Annotated in this window: 15 protein-coding genes; 14 read left to right on the top strand and 1 reads right to left on the bottom strand. The window is 40.6% G+C overall.

Annotation, left to right across the window (positions count from 1 at the left end):
- Positions 1-37 precede the first annotated feature (37 nt).
- From EP57_RS15625 to EP57_RS15675, 11 genes are all read left to right on the top strand, one after another.
- Positions 38-226: a hypothetical protein gene (locus tag EP57_RS15625; RefSeq protein WP_036088257.1), complete on the top strand. Its 189-nt coding sequence runs from the start codon at positions 38-40 to the stop codon at positions 224-226.
- A gap of 32 nt (positions 227-258) precedes the next feature.
- A complete protein-coding gene (locus EP57_RS15630; protein WP_036088259.1) occupies positions 259-4,449 on the top strand; it encodes an SdrD B-like domain-containing protein in 4,191 nt (1,396 codons plus the stop codon).
- 97 nt (positions 4,450-4,546) lie between these two features.
- A complete protein-coding gene (locus tag EP57_RS15635) occupies positions 4,547-6,046 on the top strand; it encodes an ArnT family glycosyltransferase (RefSeq protein ID WP_036088262.1) in 1,500 nt (499 codons plus the stop codon).
- A 75-nt stretch (positions 6,047-6,121) separates the two neighbouring features.
- Positions 6,122-6,376 carry a GntR family transcriptional regulator gene (locus tag EP57_RS15640; protein WP_036088264.1) on the top strand — a complete coding sequence of 85 codons (255 nt, stop codon included), beginning with the start codon at positions 6,122-6,124 and terminating at the stop codon, positions 6,374-6,376.
- Positions 6,373-6,993 carry a class F sortase gene (locus EP57_RS15645; protein WP_036088266.1) on the top strand — a complete coding sequence of 207 codons (621 nt, stop codon included), beginning with the start codon at positions 6,373-6,375 and terminating at the stop codon, positions 6,991-6,993. Before EP57_RS15640 ends, EP57_RS15645 begins: the two co-directional genes overlap by 4 nt.
- 15 nt (positions 6,994-7,008) lie before the next feature.
- On the top strand, positions 7,009-8,295 hold the full coding sequence (locus EP57_RS15650; protein WP_036088268.1) for a glycosyltransferase family 2 protein: 1,287 nt from the start codon (positions 7,009-7,011) through the stop codon (positions 8,293-8,295).
- Between the two features lie 26 nt (positions 8,296-8,321).
- Positions 8,322-9,182, top strand: a complete 861-nt coding sequence (locus EP57_RS15655) for a carbonic anhydrase (RefSeq protein ID WP_036088271.1) — start codon at positions 8,322-8,324, stop codon at positions 9,180-9,182.
- A 37-nt stretch (positions 9,183-9,219) separates the two neighbouring features.
- Positions 9,220-10,200, top strand: a complete 981-nt coding sequence (locus EP57_RS15660) for a glycosyltransferase family 2 protein (RefSeq protein WP_036088275.1) — start codon at positions 9,220-9,222, stop codon at positions 10,198-10,200.
- A 149-nt stretch (positions 10,201-10,349) separates the two neighbouring features.
- Positions 10,350-11,858, top strand: coding sequence for a PA2928 family protein (locus EP57_RS15665; RefSeq protein WP_036088277.1), 1,509 nt, complete (start codon positions 10,350-10,352; stop codon positions 11,856-11,858).
- Between the two features lie 115 nt (positions 11,859-11,973).
- The gene (locus EP57_RS15670) at positions 11,974-12,228 is read left to right on the top strand and encodes a DUF2187 family protein (RefSeq protein ID WP_036088280.1); all 255 of its coding nucleotides are present in this window, start codon (positions 11,974-11,976) and stop codon (positions 12,226-12,228) included.
- A gap of 116 nt (positions 12,229-12,344) precedes the next feature.
- Positions 12,345-12,614, top strand: a complete 270-nt coding sequence (locus EP57_RS15675) for a YiaA/YiaB family inner membrane protein (RefSeq protein WP_036088283.1) — start codon at positions 12,345-12,347, stop codon at positions 12,612-12,614.
- A 292-nt stretch (positions 12,615-12,906) separates the two neighbouring features.
- Here the strand turns inward: EP57_RS15675 and EP57_RS17035 are convergent, their stop codons facing one another.
- Complete coding sequence (locus EP57_RS17035) at positions 12,907-13,059, bottom strand: hypothetical protein (RefSeq protein WP_159106443.1); 153 nt, start codon at positions 13,057-13,059, stop codon at positions 12,907-12,909.
- 141 nt (positions 13,060-13,200) lie between these two features.
- Between EP57_RS17035 and EP57_RS15680 the strand changes: the two genes are divergently transcribed.
- From EP57_RS15680 to EP57_RS15690, 3 genes are all read left to right on the top strand, one after another.
- The gene (locus EP57_RS15680) at positions 13,201-13,653 is read left to right on the top strand and encodes a DUF3284 domain-containing protein (protein WP_036088285.1); all 453 of its coding nucleotides are present in this window, start codon (positions 13,201-13,203) and stop codon (positions 13,651-13,653) included.
- A 223-nt stretch (positions 13,654-13,876) separates the two neighbouring features.
- The gene (gene dnaX, locus EP57_RS15685) at positions 13,877-15,610 is read left to right on the top strand and encodes a DNA polymerase III subunit gamma/tau (RefSeq protein WP_036088287.1); all 1,734 of its coding nucleotides are present in this window, start codon (positions 13,877-13,879) and stop codon (positions 15,608-15,610) included.
- A gap of 31 nt (positions 15,611-15,641) precedes the next feature.
- Positions 15,642-15,959, top strand: a complete 318-nt coding sequence (locus tag EP57_RS15690; protein WP_036088289.1) for a YbaB/EbfC family nucleoid-associated protein — start codon at positions 15,642-15,644, stop codon at positions 15,957-15,959.
- Positions 15,960-15,985: the final 26 nt, after the last annotated feature.

The raw sequence follows: 15,985 nt of genomic DNA on the forward strand, positions 1-15,985 counted from the left end.
TTTATTCATTTCTTTAGGTCATGAAAGGAGGAATAGTATGAGTCAAGGAGGAAATTTGAACCCCTTAGTACCAATGACTGGAGGAGGCCCACTCTTAGGAGTAGCTTTTCTACAGGGCTATCCATTAATGGCAGCAACAATAGGAGTTGCGCTAGCAGCTGTTACAGCAGGTATTTTGTTCGTAAATGCCAAACGTAAATCAAGCGAGACACAAGAAGAAATCTAAGTTTAAGTATATTTTTAAATCAGGAGGAAGTTATGGAAAAGAATTTAATGGTCAAAAAATGGGGTTCTAGCTTACTAGTCGTTTCTTTAGTAGCAGGTAGCTTAGTTCCAACATTGCACCCTTATCAAGCATCCGCAGCAGTTGGACAAGGCGTAGTTACAGACACAATGTTTGAAGATTTAAACGGTAATAAAATTCAAGACAACGGTGAAAAAGGTGTTGCCGGCATTCAAGTGAAACTATACAACGATCAAGGTCAAGTTGTAAAAACAGTCACAACAGATGCTACAGGGAAATACCTGTTTGATAATCTAGACGATGGCACTTACTATTTGAACGTAGATGTAAACAATTTACCAAGCGATGAAAAACTTTTCTCAGCAGAAGGAATAAATCCAAGCGATGGTAACTCAAGCTACTTCACAATTTCAAACGGATCTACGGTTACTGGTAACTTCTTCACATTCACACCAGTGAAACAAGTAGGAACTAGCTCAATCAAAGACGCAATGTTTGAAGATTTGAATGGTAATAGCCAAAAAGACAGCGGTGAAAATGGCGTTGCAGGCATTAAAGTTCAGTTGTACTCTGATCAAGGAGAACTTATCCAAACATCAACAACAGACGCAAATGGTGAATACGCATTTACCGAAATTCCAAATGGCACATATTATATTCACGTAGATACAGCAACAATTCCATCAAATGAAAAACTTTATACAACACAAGGTATTGGTGGCGATGGTAACTCCGGATATATCACAATTACAGGTGATCAATCTATTACAGGTTATCATTTCGGTCTATACCCACAACGCGGAACAATTCAAAGCTTCGTGTATAACGATGTCAATGGCAATGGTCAAAAAGACGGCAGTGAAGCTGGTATTCCAAACGTAACAGTTAGCCTTTATGACTACGCTGGAAACAAAGTTGGAACAGCAGTGACAGACAGCACTGGTGCTTACGGATTTAGCGTACAACCAGGACGTTATTACGCACAAGCAAATATCCCATCAGGCTATCAATATGCATCTAGTACGTACTACGGGGCAGACGGTAGCACAGGATACTTTACAGTAGGAAATGAACAAAATCTTCGCAATGAACTGAATTTAGGTCTAAAAACAACTGCTAATTCTTCCGTTGCAGGTTCTGTGAAGAGTGATCAAGGAGCAGGACTTTCTGGTGTAACAGTTGAATTACACGACGTACAAGGAAATACAATCGCAACACAAAAAACAGATGCTAGCGGAAACTATTCTTTCCAACAAGTAGCTGAAGGTGACTACTATACAAAAGTTCTAATCCCAACAGATTACAGCTTTGTTAGTGGACAAGGTTACGGCTCCGATGGAAACAGTAATTATGTACACGCAACAGGCGACAACGCAATTACTGGCTACTCTGTAACATTGAAACAACAAGCAAATGCAAACATTAGCGGACTAATCAATACAACAACAGGCGCAGGAGTTAGCGGTCAAAATGTATCCTTATACAATGTTGACGGAACATTAGTGAAGACAGTGGCAACTGCAGCTAACGGAAGCTTCGCGTTTGGTTCTCTTCCAGCGGGAGATTATTACGTGAAAGCATCAATCCCTGGAGACTACACATTTGCTTCATCTAACGGTTTTGGTAGCGACGGTAACTCTTATTACTTGCATGTTGGCAATAACGACACAATCAATAATCTACGCCTAACATTGGCACAAGAAGCAGGTCAAATTCGCTCAACTGTTTTTGAAGACAAAAATAGGAACGGTACGCAAGAAGTTGGCGAAAGCGGTCTTTCAGGTGCAGTAGTTACACTTTATGGCACAGATGGTACTGTTGTAGCAACTGCAAGAACAAATGGCGACGGAACTTATGTATTCAAAGGTGTAACACCAAGTGATTATTATATTAAAATAACACCACCAACTGACTATGCAGTGCTTGCTAATGCTGCATTTGGTAAAGATGGCGTATCTGGTTACATCAAAGTAGATTCAAATCAAACACGTACAGACATGAACGCAGCTTTGGTGATTCCTGTTAATACTATTTGGTTAAGAGGACCATATACAGTACAAGTTGGCGATAAGAGTCAAGTATATGCTGGCGTGAAACCTGAAAATGCAACAGATCAACGCATGACGTATACCGTTGCTGACCCAAGTATTGTATCTATTGACCCTGTTACAGGTGAATTTACAGCATTGAAAGTTGGTACAACACAAGTAACAGCTAAAGCACCAGCTACAGTTCCATTGACAACAAGTATTACTGTTACAGAAGTTCCATTAGTGAAAGCAACAGGTATCACATTAGGTGCATCAAATATTTCTGCAACTGTAGGAGATAAAGGTAAAGTTGATGCAACTGTTGCACCATCAGATGCAGCTAATAAAACATTGACTTATACACCAGCAGATACTTCAATCATTAGTGTTGATGGTAACGGCAACTGGACTGCGAAGAAAGCAGGAACAACAACAATCGCTGTGAAAACAACAGATGGAAGCAACATCACAAAAACAATTACGGTAACGGTGAAAGCTGGAGACGTAGGTGTTGCAGGAGTAGTTATTGCAGGACCATATAATGTTCAAGTAGGTGAAGCAGATCAAGTAAGCGCATGGGTAACACCAGACAATGCGACACATCAAGAGCTTGTGTACTCTGTAGATGATCCATCTATCGTATCTATTGACCCTAACACAGGTAAATTCACAGGCTTGAAAGTTGGTTCAACAACTGTATATGCTAAATCACCAAGCGTTAACATTACGGTTAAAACAGTAATCAACGTAACCCCAGTGAAAGCAACAAGCATTACATTGGGAGCAACAAATATCGCAGCAAAAGTTGGAGACACAGGTAAAGTAAATGCTACAGTAGCTCCATCCAACACAGCCAATAAAACACTAACTTACACACCAGCAGATAGCTCTATTATTAGTGTCGATGCAAACGGCAACTGGACAGCGAAAAAAGCAGGAACAACAACTATCGCTGTGAAAACAACAGACGGAAGTAACATCACCAAAACAATTACAGTAACAGTGTCACCAGCTGATATAGGTGTTGGAGGAGTGTATATTTCAGGACCATATAATGTTGAAGTAGGCGGAGCAGGTCAAGTAAATGCATGGGTAACACCAGACAATGCGACACATCAAGAGCTTGTGTACTCTGTAGATGATCCGTCTATCGTATCTATTGACCCTAACACAGGTAAATTCACAGGCTTGAAAGCTGGTTCAACAACTGTATATGCTAAATCACCAAGCGTTGGCATTACGGTTAAAACAGGAATCACCGTAAACCCAGTGAAAGCAACAGACATCACATTGGGAGCAACAGATATTACAACAAAAGTTGGAGCTACAGGTAAAGTAGATGCTACAGTAGCCCCATCCAACACAGCTAATAAAACACTAACTTATACACCAGCAGATAGCTCCATTATTAGTGTCGATGCAAACGGCAACTGGACAGCGAAAAAAGAAGGAACAACAACAATCGCTGTGAAAACAACAGATGGCAGTAACATCACAAAAACAATCACAGTAAAAGTAGGCCCTGCAGTAGCCATTTCAGAAGTAATTATTTCAGGACCGTACAATGCTAAGGTAGGTGCAACGGGTCAAGTACAAGCACATGTAAATCCAACCAATGCAACGCACCAAGAGCTAGTATACACTGTCGATGACCCATCCATCGTATCGATTAACGCCAACACAGGTGCATTTACAGGCTTGAAAGAAGGATCTACAACAGTAAATGTTACATCACCAACAACTGGAATTACTGTTAAAACAACAATCAACATAGCTTCACACTTCTCAAGCATCGTTGAACAAGGTAATTTCAATGGGGACAAACCTAATGGTGGACCAGTCCAAATCTACAATGCCATTGAAGGTCTAGCTGATAAATCTAGCGTAACATTAACTTACAACGCCCTAGATGCAGAGAAAGAATCAGATCAACAAACAAACGGTCGTCGTCAAATTATGTTCTACGTAGATGGCGCACCAGCTGACTTCAATAACGACTATAGCTTCAGTATCTCTAACACAACTGTATTAAATCCAAACATCACAAACAACAATGCAGATACTAGAGCTCTAGGCCACATTGAAGTACAAGTAACAAAAGGAACATCAACAATTACTGTCAAACGTAAGAGCGACAACATGGTAGTTAAAACAATGACAGTAACCGTTCAATAAAACAGCATCACGAAAAAATTAATAAATAAAGGGGATGTGGCATTGGTAATAAGCCGATGCCGCATCTCTTTTATAAATTTTGAATAGGAGGAAAGGCGTGCTGAAAAAGAGTTTAACAGGATTAGCAATGTGGTTTCCAGTAGTTATCATGATAGCTTTACTCGTACTCACAACATGTTTGTTACCAGAATCTTGGAGTAGTAGCGATGCATTTACAATCTGGACGATGTTGGCAGTAGGCTTAGGCATGATTGTTCTCATTGTCTTACTAACATGGCTATTTACAAAATTATATCAGTGGAAGAAGGGTTACTTTTATTTAGCGCTAAGTTTACTCATTCTTGTTCCACGAATCATCTGGATTGCTTGGCTACCAACAGATGCAGTCTCAGATTATTATTACTACAACGTTATCGCCAGTTATGTTGCCGATCAAAATAGCTGGAGTGTTTTATTCGATAAAGGTATTCTATTTTACGCCCCATATTTTACACATATCCTCAATTTCTCCAATGTTCTATCGGTTGTTTACAAGCTTTTTGGAAATTCCTATTTTGTTGGGCAACTGTTTAATATTTTTCTCACCGGGCTTACTGGTGTGTTACTTTATATTACGCTTGCCAAACGGTTTTCAAGAAATGTAGCGACTAGTGCGGCACTTATTTTTGCTATCTGGCCAGCCTATTTTCTGTATAGTACGTTACTAGGTACGGAGCCACTGTTTTTATTTTTATTTGTGCTTAGCATTTATTTGTATATGAAAATTGAAGAGAATGGATTCAGTCCTTTATGGGCATTATTACTTGCATTGACGCTGATTTGTATGAACATGATTCGGCCTCTCGCAGCGGTTGTCTTAATAGCCTTTGTGATTACGGCGCTAATTGTGCAAAAGAATCGACGAAAAACCTTGAAAGCATATTCCATCGTAATTATCTTATTTGTGCTTTTTTCACTAGGGCAGTCAACGATTAATAGACTTGTTTACCATATCCCAACGTCGAACTCCTCGCTAGGTTACAGCTTATTTGTTGGAGCTAACGAAAAAAGCGGAGGGCAATGGGCGAAGGAAGACGCCAATCAGTTCTGGAAATTATATAATGATACATCGCTGACAAATAGTGAAGTAGATAAAGAATTGATGTCTAAAGGTATTACTAGATACAAAGATATGGCCAAAGACGGCGATCTAGTATCTCACATGAAAAACAAGTACATCCACTATTCGGATGAAAATTATGGATACAACTGGAATGTGTATAGCCAAGCTGGATTTGTTTGGTACCATTCAGATATTATTTTGATGATTTGCAATGTCTTTATGTATGTCATGTTGGCAATTAATTTTGTAGCGGCGATACTTGCGCTCATTTTACGAAAAATCCCGAGTATTTATTTGTTTACGCTATTCCAAGTAGGCTTTACTTTGTCAGGATTGCTCGTAGAAGTTCAAGGAAGATATCATATCCCGCTTATTATTGGCTACAGTGTTTTAGCTGCATGGGGATTAAACGAAATTCGAAAACTATGCCTCGCCTTTGTACCGAAGAAGAAGAAAAAACGACAAGCGATATTGACAACACCAGAAGATGTCTAAATTTGGAGCGTGGCGTTTATTTAGCGGACAATAGGAATACATGGTTTATTTAGAAAATTTATGGGAGGAGAATATATGGAGAATCGAAAAAGACGTTTGGAAGAGACGGCTTACAATTATATCTTGGCACAAATTATTAACGGGACGCTGAAACCAGGCGACTTTGTTAACCAACGCGAGCTGGCAGATACATTGAATATGAGCCGCACACCGATTAAGTCTGCCCTATCTCAATTGGCTGGAGAAGGGTACATCCGGATACTTCCTTACAACGGAACATTTGTGGCGTACAAACATGAGGCTTTCGGCAATGGAGAAGGTCGCCTGTGAGAAAACGGATCATTATTTCATGCATTATCGTACCAATTCTCATCGTACTAGCCATCGTATACGTCTATCAAATATCCGAACAACAAACCATTGCAGGTGACGCAGAGCAACAACAAACAACAAGCACCCCTGCAGAACAAAAAAGTTCAACCGATCAAACAAAAGAAAACAATGTTATGCCAAAAAGCATCACTTTTCAGCCCGGTGGTGAGAAACCTGTGGTCAATCCGATTGCCCCTGTTGGAACGGATAAAGACGGCAGAATGTATATTCCCGATGACATAACGAAAGTCTACTGGTATAAATTCGGTCCAACGCCAGGCAACAAAGGAAATGCAATTATCGCAGGCCATCGTGACTGGGGCGGCAAATTAGGTTTATTTCAGTATTTAGAAGATATTAAAATCGGAGAAAAAGTAGTTATTACCGATGCCAATGACAAAGCACAGACATTTCAAGTAGTTTCAAAAAAGGCATATTCCTATAAGAATTTCCCAACGGATCTTATGGACACGACAAAAGGGCATAAAGTCACCTTGATTTCATGTACAGGAAGATTTATTAAATCAGAAGAAAGTTATGAAAATAGGGAAGTTGTTATTTTGGAAAAGGTATAAAGTAAGGAGCCGATAATGAATATTCTTTTAGTTATATTAGCAGGAACGAGTGTCTTTTTGATCTTTGCCTATTTTTTGTACTCGAGTTTGATTTTGCTGTTGCCACCATTTAAGAATTCTAATGCCAAGGAACGCGTAAAAGATGACACGGAATTGACCTATCTCTTTTTAATTCCCTGTCTTAATGAAGAGCTTGTCATTGAAAAAACGATTAACTCAATCCTATCTTTGAAATACGATAAGAAAATGGTCGTCGTTATTGATGACGATTCAGTAGATAACACGGTTAACATTATAAAAGGTCTAAAAAATCCTAATGTCCGCATTATTGAACGGAAGAAACCAAACGCGCAGTTAGGAAAAGGCGAATCATTAAATTATGCGTACAGCAAAATTAAGCGTGCTGTATCATTGCTCAACTTAGATCCAGACAAAATTATTTTAACAGTCATTGATGGTGATGGCCGTCCAAGTACAAACTTCTTAGAAGAAGCGTCCAAATGTTTCAGTGACCCAAGTATTGGAGCAGCGCAAGCCAGAGTTCGCATTACAAATCGCGCGAAAATGCTACCGATGTTGCAAGACATTGAGTTTTATTCCACTGTTGCAGCGATTCAAAACAGTCGTGAATACACAGAAAGCGTTGGATTAGGTGGAAATGGCCAGTTTACAAGACTGTCAGCCCTATACGATTTAGGCGAAACACCATGGTCCAAATGTTTGTTAGAAGACTTTGATTTAGGATTATCGATTTTGTTAAAAGGTTGGAAAAGCAAATATTTAGGCAAAGCCATCGTGTATCAACAAGGCTTAACATCAATAAAACGGTTTATCAGACAGCGCGCCAGATGGGTGCAAGGAAATATTCAATCTATGAGCAGACTTCGAGAAATCGTGAAATCAGAAAAGTTACAAGGCATTTCGAAATTAGACATTTATTATTTTTTAGCGCAGCCGTGGATTAACTTGTTAGGAAGTTTAATTATGGTGTTCTCATGGTTCATGATTTTATTCTTCTTTCAGGCCATCGATTGGCAAGCAGGATTTAATAATAGCTTAGAAAATAGTGGTGCGATTTTAATTATTTTAGCGCTTATCTTTGGCCCAGGACTGGTCTGGTGCATTTACTATTACGAACAAAGTAAGCAAGACGCAAATGGAACATCCCTATTTCGCGCGATATTAGCCAGTATTTGTATGCCTTTATACAACATACTAACCATCCCAAGTATCTGGCTAGCCTTTTGGAAGCAAGTAACGAGAAAAGAAGGCTGGGCAAAAACCGAACGAATTAAAGAATAAAAAAATGAAGCGAGGTTATTAGGACAATGAATAAAAAAGTAATGTTATCAGGAATGGCGATTTTAGCAAGTAGTATGTTGGTTTTAGGCGGATGCGGTGCCTCAGATGATAAAGCCAAAGAAGAAAAACCGAAAACAACCGAAACGAAGACTGAAACAAAAACAGTCAAGAAAACCGATGAAAAACAACTGCTAGACTGGTCTTACTCTGGCAAAACAGGCCCTGAAAACTGGGGTTCTATCAAACCAGCCTACAAAATTAGTGACACTGGCAAAGCACAATCACCAATTAACATTAAAACAAGCGATACAACACAAGACGCCAAACTAAAAATCGATTACAAATATCAACCAACGATGTTCAAAGTAACGCGCAAAGACCAAAGCGTCCAAGCAGTCGCAGAAACAACAAAAGGCAGAGCTGACAGTAAAATGACACTAGGCGGCAAGGATTACATTCTAAAAGAAATCAACATCCACACGCCAAGCGAACACGAACTAGACGGCAAGAAATTCGACGCAGAATTACAATTAAAACACGTATCAACAGACAAGAAAACAACTATCGTGAGTGTTTTCGTGAAGTCAGGCAAAGAAAACCTAGCAATTGGTGACCTGCCTAGTCTAATCAATGATTCTAAAAACGGCAGTACAACAGACATGAAGAAAATTGTAAGTACACTAGGCTTAATACCACAAGATAGCGCGTTTTACGTATACGACGGCTCGCTAACAACACCAGCCACAACAGAAGGCGTGAAATGGGTAGTATATGAAAAACCAATTACGATGTCTAAACAACAACTTCAAGATTTAAGCAGCCAACTAAAAGGCAACAACAGACCCGTTCAAGAACAAAACAATCGCGTAGTCAGCAGTAATCAATAAAAATGTGATGGCGAAAATTTAGAAAGGAGCAGGTTTGATGAAGGAAATATGTATTTTGATACCTGTGTATAATGAGGAAGAATCGTTGCCCTTTTTATATGATAGGCTGTCACAAATAAGAGACCGATTACACCAATATGGTTTCTACTTTCTGTTTATTGATGATGGGAGTAAGGATGATACGGTTCGTGTGATTCAAGAGTTGCAAGAGCGAGACGACGCTGTTCAGTATGTCAGTTTATCCCGAAATTATGGGAAAGAAGTGGCGATGATGGCAGGCTTTGATTACACGAATGGTGACGCCGTTATACTCTTGGATGCCGACTTGCAAGATCCGCCTGAACTAATCCCACAAATGTTGAAATATTGGGAGCAAGGCTATAAAGATGTCTATGCAAAACGAGTATCCCGCGACGGAGAATCATGGTTTAAAAAATGGTCATCAAAAACCTATTATCGCTTCCTTCAAAAAATGACATCCATTGACATTCAAGAAGATACAGGTGATTTCCGTTTACTAGATAAAACATGTATCGAAGCGCTGAAACAAATGCGCGAATCACAACGCTACACAAAAGGCATGTTCAGCTGGATGGGCTTTAAGAAAAAAGAAATCCTATTCCACCGAGATGCACGAGTAGCAGGAGAAACCAAGTGGAGCTATAAAAAATTATTCGGACTCGCGATGGAAGGCCTAACTTCGCTTTCCATTGCCCCATTGCGAATCGCGACAATCATCGGAAGCTTGGCGATAGTGGCGGCTGTAGTTTTATCAGCTTATCTAGTCATTCATCTATTAGTCAGCGATGCAGGCGTGACGTCAATGCCACTAATTATCGATGCGTTGCTACTGATGGGCGGAATTCAGCTACTTTGCACGGGTCTACTCGGCGAATATGTCGGTCGTATCTTCATGGAAACAAAAGAGCGCCCACTGTATTTCGTCGAATCATCAAGCATAAAACCAAGACGTGTACTACTCAGTCAAAGCAAATTCACTGAACGCAGGAAAATATAATATTTAATAACTTTAAAAGTCGGAATGTATCATCGATATGTTCCGACTTTTTTGTTGCATTTAATACCAATTGGAAATCTTTTGTAGTAAAATAAAAGAGAAAGCACGACATCGTACCAGAAAACATAATTAAAAAAGGGGTTTTACAGATGGAAATGACATTTTGGGACAAAGTAGTGGCAGCATTTCAGTACAACGATGTGATTTGGCATAATGTTTTTTTGACGATTGTTTATATTATTATTGGTGTTGCAGTTGCGGTTTTCGTTTCTGCATGCATTGGACAGATTAGGAACCGGAAGTATGCAGCAGAAAGAGGAGGCAAGTCATCCAAAGGTTTCTTGACGGGGTTTTTGGTAGGACTTGTTATTCTTATTTTTCCCATCGGTTTGTTTTTAACGCTATCCATAGCTTTGGGGAGCGCGGGCAGTGTGGATGTAAGTGCGCAGAGCGTCTTTTATACGCATGAAGGTAAGTCTACGATGATGACGCTGACCAGTGAATTTCAAGCAAATAGTGTAGAAAATGGGATTACATCAGGCTCTTCCAAAGTTTATGCCGTGGCGATTCAACCCGAAACAGGGAAGCGAATTTGGAAGACCAAGCTTTTAAAAGGTCCCTCTCCAGGCAAAAAAATAATCGGTGTGACTAACGAAAAGACATGGATTTTTGACGGGAAAAATTTGCAAGTAATCAATAAGCAGAACGGCAAAATCATCGCAGACGAAGAAAAATTAGCAGAAATAAGTCCAACACTTAAAAATCAGTTTCCAACAAACACTGCATGGTATATATTTAAAGATAAACATGTTCTTTTTAAAGGATTGGATGGGCAAGTGTATGAGGTAGACGCGGATTCCATGAAAGGAAATGTCAAAGAAGGCGTGAATGCTAGTAATATTTTTGAATCAGGTGATTTGAACAATATCCAGAGCGCTCAAGGGCAAATTGTTGCTTCAGGTAAAAGCGATGGCAAGTATTTCGTCATGATGGGGGCAGAAGATGTTCAGGCGATACAGCGCGGATTGGAGCTAGCTGCTACATCATCAGAACGTAAATATGTGTACACGACTTCCCTCATAGACAAAGGAACTAGCACAATCGCCGATCAAACGAAAGTAGTGGACCAAGTATTTCTAAACGGCGCATTCTTGCTGACACCAGCAAACAATAACGACAAGTATACGTATAAACTAATTGAAAGCATTGCAGCACCCCCAAAAATGCCGTCATACAGCGATTATTCAGATACGCAAGCTTATTTAGACGCGCTGGAAGCTTATCAGAAAGCACTGTCCAACTATCAGGATAATGATTCGACATATAGCAATCTGATTGGTAGACTAAATGCTTGGAAGATGTCAACGCCAGTGCATATAGGTAACAATGCGACCTTTATTGTAGAACATAACGAAACAACAGAATCTGCTTCTAACATATTACTTAGCGCTGTGGATACGGATAAGAAGAAAGTTCTCTGGACCATAAATACAAAAGCTCCCTCGATTCATTTCACACATCAAGACAGTGGCAACTTAGTAGTGTCCACGAGTGGTAGTTCGGAGGCAAAAAATATGTTAAACGTGTCTTTAGAAACAGGGAAAACGACGGGGTATAATTTTCAATATAATCGTACGTTCTCGATTGAACCAAATTAAATACATCTAAAAAGCCGAGATACAGTCCTGTTTCGGTTTTTTTATGGGAAAAACAACAACAAAGACTATCTAATTATAGCCAAATCAACTATACTAGATAAAAGAGGTGAATGAAATGCCCGCAGAAAATCAAGGTGTGAATTTACTAGAGTTGCGCAAAGCTCCTAAAGCTAACGCAGAGAAACAAGGCGAAGTAGAGGATTATATCACATGGAAACGTGAAGAAAAGACATACTTCGGACGAATCGAGAAATTCCTAATCAACTCGGCAATTGTCGCGATTGATGAAGACTTGCAAAAGGAACATAAAGCTCCTGTTCGCACAGTTGTGAATTTTAAGAAATATCAGGTAGTGGAGTTAGGAGAATAATAGAGAAAAGAAGTACTATTCTCCCATCTTAAAGAAACTGTTTTATTACTTCCTGTAAAATTGTACTATCCTTTTTACTAAGGAATTGGTATAATTGTAAAAACAGGAGGGATAATATGAAGAGAAAAGCATATCGTAATTCACCGGCATTTGTCTTGTTAGCATGGGGTTCATTTTTGGCTTTCGGGACGTTAATGATTATTGGCCTAGTAACATTGAAAGAACCATTGATGGTAAAGGGATACTATCTCATGGGCTCAGTTGGCCTCATTTCATCCGCATTTACAGTAGCGAAAGTAGTACGTGATAACCAAGAAGATGAAGAACGTTACAACCAAATGTTCCGGGCTAAAGACTTGGAGCATGTTGAGAAAGTTGAAGAATAATATAATAAAAACTATACGTCACAAAAAAATCTGTCCGTGCCTCCAAACTTCAGCGTGTCGACAAATGTCTAGTTCCTAGGCAAGGACTAACCCTTCACTTCGTTCACGCTTATATTGGAACTGTAACTCGTCACACGTCGAACAGTTCCAACAAAGCGGAGCGTACTTGAGTACGAGAGCATCGGAACGGAGCTTTTAACGACGGAAATGGGCGTTTGTCGACACGCTGATATGAATAAAGCACTATCTCTAGAATATAGAGACAAGTGCTTTTTTGTTGTTCCGCAAAATATTAATCTTCACGCTCAGAATCGTTTTTCTTATCCTCAGTCTTCTTTTTTGTCGGCAAGACAATTTCTTTATCGCCAGGAAGTACAATCGTATAATCGTTCTTCTTCACGAGTTTGCCGTTGTCGAAGTCTGGGAAATCTGCTTTTTGTGCCATACTATGACCTCCATTTCTCTCCCATTATACTACAAATCGTAATTTCTTTCCTTGGAAAGCTTGTAAAAGATGCGCGTAAATGGGATAATTTTAAAGAGGAAAGTTGCCATGGAATTAAGAAATAAAGGAGCGTAAAAACCATTGAAAATAACGAAAAAACTCGCAATCTCGCAAAAAGAGTGTTTTGATACAATTATCAACTCGGTATTGCACGATGTGAAGCAAACGACAGGCAAGAAACCGCTTGTCCAAAAGCTTGAAGGCATGAAGTTCAAACGCAAAATGGCGAACGGTTCAGAGGCAATCATGATTATCACCAAATGCACTCCGCCAGAAGTCTACGAATTCCAAACAAAAACGCACGTAAACACGCACACAACACGCTACACCATTGAAAACACGAGCGAGCACACCTGCGAAGTAGTCTATGACGAAACCGTAGAAGCCAAAACCGCGATGGCTCGCTGGAACAATATTTTAGTCGGAGGCATCCTAGGCTTCACCCGCAAAAAACGCATCACCCGCACGCTAGCTGGCATCGAAGCCTACGTCATCCAACAACACAAAGAGCTAGCCGCCAAAATCGAAAAATAAAAGCCCACCCAGCTTATCAAACACCACGCAATACGCTATAATAGAAGAAACAGCCGAATTTGTTATTAAATATCCCGCCAAACCCTTCAGCGCGCCGACAAATGCTTAGATCCTAGGCAAAGTCGAGCACTGGAGCGGAGCATACTTGTGTATGAGAGCACCGGCGCGGAGACTTTAACGACGGAGATGAGCATTTGTCGGCGCGCTGAACGGAGGGGAAAGTGTGGCATATCAGGCCCTGTATCGTGTTTTCCGCCCACAAAGTTTTCAAGATGTGGTAGGACAAGAACACGTAACACGAACATTAAAAAACGCAATCGTCCAGAATAAAACATCGCATGCCTATTTGTTTTCTGGCCCTCGTGGAACTGGGAAAACAAGTGCAGCGAAAATTTTTGCAAAGGCGATTAACTGTCCGAATAGTGTGGACGGTGAACCGTGTAATGTATGCGATATTTGCACGGGAACAACAGATGGTTCGATTCCGGATGTACTAGAAATCGATGCGGCGTCCAACAACGGCGTGGAAGAAATCCGAGACATTCGCGAAAAGGTGAAATACGCGCCAACTGTTGCGAAATACAAAGTTTACATTATCGATGAGGTACATATGCTTTCGACGGGAGCCTTTAATGCGCTCTTAAAAACTTTGGAAGAACCGCCAAAGCATGTGATTTTTATTTTAGCAACGACGGAACCGCATAAGTTGCCGCTGACGATAATTTCGCGGGTGCAACGCTTTGATTTTAAACGAATTACGACGCAAGACATTATTGGGCGACTAGCGTTCATACTGGATGAGGAAAAAATCGCTTATGATGAGAAGGCGCTAGACATTGTGGCTCGCGCTGCTGAAGGCGGGATGCGGGACGCGTTAAGTTTGCTGGATCAAGTCATTTCTTATGGCACACAAGAAGTAACGGTTGCCGATGCGCTAGAAATCACTGGTTCAGTCGCTCAAGGCATGCTGACGGAACTCGTGCAAGCAGTCATTGATTCAGACGCCAAACAAGCTTTGGAGAAACTTTCAGGCTTACTTGCAGAAGGGAAAGACCCAGTTCGTCTAGTGGAAGACCTGCTCGTCTTTTTCCGCGACGTATTACTATTCCAAAAAGCGCCTGATTTGACGGATGCGATGGAACGCGCAGTTATCGACGAGGCTTTCCAAACATTAGCTACAGCCGCTGACGCCAATAAAATTTATCAGTACGTGACGATTTTAAATGATGCAGGGCAACAAATGCGTTTTTCAAATCATCCGGGAATTTATATTGAAGTGGCGCTTGTGCAGTTAATCCAAGTCGGCGGTGGCGCCACGCCAGCCACGTCAAACCAACAAGCCGTCGCACCAAGCGGGGACGTAGCGGAACTCACCAACAAAGTGGATCGCTTAGAACAAGAACTAAACGAACTGAAACGGCAAATTGCAAGTGGTGCAGTAGCCGCAAACAATGCTGGGGCGCAACAAGCCGCGCCGCGTAAGAAGCAAGCTATTTCTGGTAACAAGCAATTCAAAGCACCAGTCGGTCGAATCAACGCCGTACTAAGCGCCGCGAAAAAACAAGATTTGCAACTCATTCGCAGTTGCTGGAGTGACCTTATCTCGATGCTAATGGCGTCACAAGCCGCACTTTTAAATGAAGCTGAGCCTGTAGCTGCCTCTAATGACACTTTTGTGTTAAAATTTAAGCATGAGATTCATTGTCAAATGGCGATGGACAATCCCAATTTTGTGGACACAGTAACGAACGGTATTTCAAGGCTGACGAAGAATAATTATTCCTTCATCGGCATCCCCGAAGATCAATGGGGCGAAATCCGTGAGAACTTCCTGAAAAATGCGGACAACACAGAAGCAGAAGATGGCGGCGAAAAAGCCCCAGAACCTGCGGAAGACCCGCTCATCAGTGAGGCTGCGAAACTAGTTGGAGAAGGTTTAATTGAAATTAAAGAATAAAAACTAATCAAAAGAAAGAGGAGATTTTATAATGCGTGGAATGGGAAATATGCAAGGTATGATGAAACAAATGCAAAAAATGCAAAAGGAAATGGCGAAAGCTCAAGCTGATTTAGAAGCGTCTATGTTCACTGGAACAGCAGGTGGCGGTATGGTAACTGTTGAAATGACAGGAAAACGCACAGTCACTGATGTAGTAATCAAAGAAGAAGTAGTCGATCCTGAGGACATCGAAATGCTACAAGACCTAGTTTTGGCAGCAACAAATGATGCACTGAAACAAATCGAAGACACAACAGCTTCAACAATGGGCAAATTTACGCAAGGTATGAACTTACCAGGCATGTAATAGGAGAATAAGCGCACAGGTTCAGG

The organism is Listeria booriae (genome assembly GCF_000766865.1).
In the GTDB taxonomy this organism is placed as follows: Bacteria; Bacillota; Bacilli; order Lactobacillales; family Listeriaceae; genus Listeria_A; species Listeria_A booriae.

Coding starts and splice junctions, on each gene's coding strand:
- EP57_RS15690 (WP_036088289.1), top strand. CDS start 15,642: ATGCGTGGAATGGGAAATATGCAAGGTATGATGAAACAAATGCAAAAA.
- EP57_RS15630 (WP_036088259.1), top strand. CDS start 259: ATGGAAAAGAATTTAATGGTCAAAAAATGGGGTTCTAGCTTACTAGTC.
- EP57_RS15665 (WP_036088277.1), top strand. CDS start 10,350: ATGGAAATGACATTTTGGGACAAAGTAGTGGCAGCATTTCAGTACAAC.
- EP57_RS15650 (WP_036088268.1), top strand. CDS start 7,009: ATGAATATTCTTTTAGTTATATTAGCAGGAACGAGTGTCTTTTTGATC.
- EP57_RS15670 (WP_036088280.1), top strand. CDS start 11,974: ATGCCCGCAGAAAATCAAGGTGTGAATTTACTAGAGTTGCGCAAAGCT.
- EP57_RS17035 (WP_159106443.1), bottom strand. CDS start 13,059: ATGGCACAAAAAGCAGATTTCCCAGACTTCGACAACGGCAAACTCGTG.
- EP57_RS15625 (WP_036088257.1), top strand. CDS start 38: ATGAGTCAAGGAGGAAATTTGAACCCCTTAGTACCAATGACTGGAGGA.
- EP57_RS15675 (WP_036088283.1), top strand. CDS start 12,345: ATGAAGAGAAAAGCATATCGTAATTCACCGGCATTTGTCTTGTTAGCA.
- EP57_RS15660 (WP_036088275.1), top strand. CDS start 9,220: ATGAAGGAAATATGTATTTTGATACCTGTGTATAATGAGGAAGAATCG.
- EP57_RS15655 (WP_036088271.1), top strand. CDS start 8,322: ATGAATAAAAAAGTAATGTTATCAGGAATGGCGATTTTAGCAAGTAGT.
- EP57_RS15640 (WP_036088264.1), top strand. CDS start 6,122: ATGGAGAATCGAAAAAGACGTTTGGAAGAGACGGCTTACAATTATATC.